Origin of the sequence: Bradyrhizobium sp. CCBAU 45389, assembly GCF_028128625.1 — a bacterium.
In the GTDB taxonomy this organism is placed as follows: Bacteria; Pseudomonadota; Alphaproteobacteria; order Rhizobiales; family Xanthobacteraceae; genus Bradyrhizobium; species Bradyrhizobium liaoningense_B.
Genome location: NZ_LBIY01000049.1, coordinates 1 through 4000, shown reverse-complemented (window position 1 = coordinate 4000; position 4000 = coordinate 1). Strand labels below are relative to the sequence as shown.

General features: G+C 57.9%; 4 protein-coding genes and 2 pseudogenes. 1 reads left to right on the top strand and 5 read right to left on the bottom strand.

Going from position 1 to position 4000, the window contains the following annotated elements; all coding sequences use genetic code 11:
• Positions 1-12: 12 nt before the first annotated feature.
• From XH79_RS07055 to XH79_RS07040, 5 genes and pseudogenes are all read right to left on the bottom strand, one after another.
• On the bottom strand, positions 13-1230 hold the full coding sequence (locus XH79_RS07055; protein ID WP_271581186.1) for an amidohydrolase family protein: 1218 nt from the start codon (positions 1228-1230) through the stop codon (positions 13-15).
• 151 nt (positions 1231-1381) lie between these two features.
• A complete protein-coding gene (locus tag XH79_RS43085) occupies positions 1382-1582 on the bottom strand; it encodes a transporter substrate-binding domain-containing protein (RefSeq protein ID WP_333938835.1) in 201 nt (66 codons plus the stop codon).
• On the bottom strand, positions 1582-2262 hold the full coding sequence (locus XH79_RS07050; RefSeq protein WP_333938834.1) for an amino acid ABC transporter substrate-binding protein: 681 nt from the start codon (positions 2260-2262) through the stop codon (positions 1582-1584). Before XH79_RS07050 ends, XH79_RS43085 begins: the two co-directional genes overlap by 1 nt.
• A gap of 76 nt (positions 2263-2338) precedes the next feature.
• Positions 2339-3058: an amino acid ABC transporter ATP-binding protein gene (locus XH79_RS07045; RefSeq protein WP_271581187.1), complete on the bottom strand. Its 720-nt coding sequence runs from the start codon at positions 3056-3058 to the stop codon at positions 2339-2341.
• Between the two features lie 95 nt (positions 3059-3153).
• A pseudogene (locus XH79_RS07040) lies at positions 3154-3770 on the bottom strand (amino acid ABC transporter permease); the annotation flags it as partial.
• 76 nt (positions 3771-3846) lie between these two features.
• Here XH79_RS07040 and XH79_RS07035 point away from each other — a divergent pair.
• Positions 3847-4000 (top strand): annotated as a pseudogene (locus XH79_RS07035) (IS3 family transposase); the annotation flags it as partial.

Below are 4000 nucleotides of genomic sequence, written 5' to 3'. Positions count from 1 at the left end.
TGTCATCTAGCTCTATCCACCCTCCCGCGACGAGTTGAGAGAGTGCCTGCGCGATTCCACGGCGCGCGACGACCGCATGGCCATATCGACAGCGACATAGTCGCCACCGAAGGTGAAGATCTTGTTGGACGGAACCGCCATCAGAAACTCCTTCAAAAAGCGAACGCCCGCCACCGGATTGATAATCCACGTCCAGCACATGTCGATCGCGGCGTTGGGATAATGCTTAGCCAGCGCGATAAACTCGTGCTCGTATGGGTATCCGATATGCATCAGGACGAATCGGGTCTCTGGAAAATCCTGCAAGAGACGGCAGACGTCTGCGGCATTGCTGTGGGTACGACCGAGTTGCATCACGCCGTAGCCAGCCAAAACGCCGGTATGCAGCTTGACCGGGAGGCCACGCTCGCCAGCCTTGCCGACACAATAGCGGGATAGATAGTCTTGCAGCGCTTTGAGGTCCTCAGGACCGAGGGCATGCAATGCGCCAACTCTGTCCGCATGGTGTGGAAATAGCCTAGCCGCATACGCCTTGGTGACCGGCTCAAAGTTCAGAGCGCGCGAATAGGCAATTTGCGACTTTACAGCCACGGCCTTGGCGCCGTATGTCGCGAAATAAAAGTCGATGACGTCGAGCCACTCATCGAGCGTCGTCGGCCGTCTGCCTGTCTCGGCTTCCACCCACGCAAAGTCAGCAGCACTACATCGGCACAATTGAAGAATGCTTATGTCGTGATCGAGCAAGCCCGGCTGCTCGGTCTCCATGAAGATACGCTGCAGCGAATTGACGTGGCAGCCCTTTACGTTCGCCAAGCCGAAAATGCGCGCGTAAAAGCCGGGCTGAACGGTTTCACGGTATTTCTCAGCTATGCGGGGCAGGCTCTCGGCGGTCAGGTCCTCTTCACCGTAAACGCCGCGAAATGTATGGCGCAGCGCCTGTGCGTAGCCGGTATGGCGGATGCGCTCCCAATATGGGGCGATCAACCGATATTTGTCCTGGCTCGTGAGGTCCGGCCCGAGAAACCTGCGTAAGTCGGCTGGTGGCAGGCCGGCAACCACCAGATCTTCGGCAGCATAGGACCGGAACAGATACGCCCAGTCGTTGCACGGCAACGTTCGCGGATGGATCGCTCCAGCAAGACGCTGACTTTCCTCTATCAGATGCTCATGGGTATCCACAAACGGCGTCTCCTCGACCCATCGTGCGATTTGTCGATCGGAGTCCGTCATTGCCTCCCAGCTAAGCGCAACTCTACTCATTTTTGGCTCCCAGTAGGTAAGGATAGTCGCTTGCGTCCGCCTTTGCGATCGCCGCTCGCGCTAGACCATGCTGTACGTCTGGTGTCGACCAGCGGGACTTCACGGCCGCAGCCTGGCAAGTTCAATTGTTGACGACGTCACTAGGATGGGCAACGCGCTCCTTAAGAGCCTCGGTCATTGGAAATTCTAGATTGATGTTCTTCGGCGGGATCGCAGCCATGAACCATTTGTTGTAGAGTTTGGTGAAATCGCCGGAAGCCATGAGGCTGGAGAGAACGTCGTCGACCACCTTCTTGAAGTCGGGATCATCCTTCGAGAACATCAGATCGTGCCGTAGTTTGCTTTCAGAAAGGCGAGGTCAGCGGGGTTGGAATAATCCGCTCTCATGCCGGCCAAGAGAATGTCCGCTTCCACCCACGCGGCTGCACGCCCGGTGGCCAGCAACAGCAATGATTCCGCATGGTCCTTGGCTTGCGCGATAGTCAGATTGAGATCGTCGTCCTGCGAAATGCCTTTGGCAATGCCGAGAGCATCGGACCCCTGCGTGAGGACAATAGTCTTTCCTTTCAAGTCCTTCGGCGTCTTGAGCCCGCTCGACACCTTTGTAAGCCAAGCTGTTTGGCTGGCGAAGGTTGATACGCTGAATGAGACCTGTTCCAGGCGCTGCTTGCTGCTCGCGGTGCCGCCGCACTCGAGATCGATCGTGCCGTTCTGGATCAGCGGGATGCGGTTGGACGAGTTGACCGGCGTGAGCTTGACCTGAAGATCTGGGGCGCCGAGATCGGCTTTCAGACGATCGACGACGTGCGCGCACAGGTCCAGGGAAAAACCGACGGGCTTCTGGTCAGCACCGAGATAGGAAAAGGGAATCGAAGTTTCGCGATAGCCGATGGTGATCGCCTTTTTCGACCTGATGTTGTCGAGCGTCGGCCCCGCCTGAGCCGCGGAGACCGAAAATACGGCGATCGCAGTCGCGGAAAGCAGTGCACGCAGTCTAGACATGGAACCCCTCTGTTCGAGTGAGACGCATCTTTGCGCCTTGTTGCTTGAGACGATGAGGACCACGCGCGGCGCGACCTCAGTGAATAATCTGGTTGAGGAAGACCTTCGCCCGCTCCGTGTTCGGTGCGCGGAAGAAGGTGCCGGGATCCCCCTCTTCCAAGATTGAGCCGCGATCCATGAAGATCACACGATCTGCGACTTCGCGCGCAAAGGCCATTTCGTGCGTGACACAGACCATCGTCATCCCGTCCTGCGCAAGCTCGACCATGGTTTCGAGCACCTCCTTGACCATTTCTGGATCGAGAGCAGACGTCGGCTCGTCGAACAGCATGATCTTGGGCTGCATGCACAAGGCGCGAGCTATGGCGACACGCTGCTGCTGACCGCCCGACAACTGCGCGGGATACTTCTTGGCTTGATCGTGGATGCGCACCTTCCTCAGCAGCACCATTGCCCGGTCAAGGGCCTCGGACTGGGAAAGACCCCTGACCTTCATCGGAGCCAGCATGCAGTTTTCGACCACCGAGAGATGCGGAAACAGGTTGAAACTCTGGAACACCATTCCAACCTCGCAGCGAACGCTGTTAATGTCCCGAGTCCGATCTGTCATTTCAACTCCGTCGACGACGATCCGGCCGGAATCATGCTTTTCGATATGGTTGATGCAGCGGATCAGGGTCGACTTCCCCGAACCAGACGGCCCGCAGAGCACAATCTTTTCTCCTCTTGCGACGGTGAGGCTGACGCCGCTCAGGGCGTTGAAGCTGCCGAACCGCTTGATGAGGTGCTCTACGATGACATCGGAACCTGGTCGTCTGGGCTAACTGTGCGCTCTGCTGCATGCAGGTCTCCAGGTTGTAGGGCCTAAGGAACGACGGGCCATCGCATTGACTATCGGTGCGCGCCCGCGACCGCGTACCTCTTGCGGAGCGAGGCGACGAATTGAGACGCGGCGGAGCTTATGATGAGATAGACGACGGCCGCTGCGAGATACATCTCGACGAGACGACCGTTAAGCTGCGCAAGCTTCGAAGCCGCGCCAAGGAGATCTGTGAGCGATAGGACGTAGACGAGTGACGTATCCTGAAACAGAATGATGGTCTGGCTGAGTTTGATCGGACTGGCGACACGGAACACTTGCGGCAAGACAATGTGGCGATACGTATCGAATGTCGACAAGGCCAGCGCCTGACACGCCTCAAATTGTCCCTTGTTCACTGCGCGCAACCCGACGCGGATAATTTCCGAATAGTAGGCGGCCTCGAACAAGCCGAACGTGATGAACGCTGTGTAGGTGGCACCGACCGGAATCGGACGACCATTGCCTGACAGGTGGCCAAGAACGATGGGTACCAGGAAAACCAGAATAGGACGAGAATGAGCGGAATCGATCGCATCAGGGCGACGTAGCTGCGAACGAGCTGGCTCAGAATGCGGAGCTCAAAGTGCTGCAAGAGGGCGAAGAGCGTTCCAGGAAGCATTCCAATTAGGAAGGCGGCTGCCGATAGCTTTCGGCGGATCACGTCCTGCAGCATCTCCTTGTCGAGCGACAGGTCCGCGACCAGCTTCTTCAGCTTGCCGTTCGACCAGTTGGCGAGCGGACACAAGCTGCGCGTCCTTACGATCATCGATACCTTCTCCCGCTTCTCGCCGGCGCTGGCGCCACGGTTCACCTTCCGCGGTACCGACGTCGTGGAGGTGTTGGAAAGGGCCTGCAAGGAAGTGGGATTCCCGGCAA

Excerpts from the sequence above, each read along its gene's own strand:
- XH79_RS07050 (WP_333938834.1), bottom strand. The coding sequence starts at position 2,262 with ATGTCTAGACTGCGTGCACTGCTTTCCGCGACTGCGATCGCCGTATTT.
- XH79_RS43085 (WP_333938835.1), bottom strand. The coding sequence starts at position 1,582 with ATGTTCTCGAAGGATGATCCCGACTTCAAGAAGGTGGTCGACGACGTT.
- XH79_RS07055 (WP_271581186.1), bottom strand. The coding sequence starts at position 1,230 with ATGACGGACTCCGATCGACAAATCGCACGATGGGTCGAGGAGACGCCG.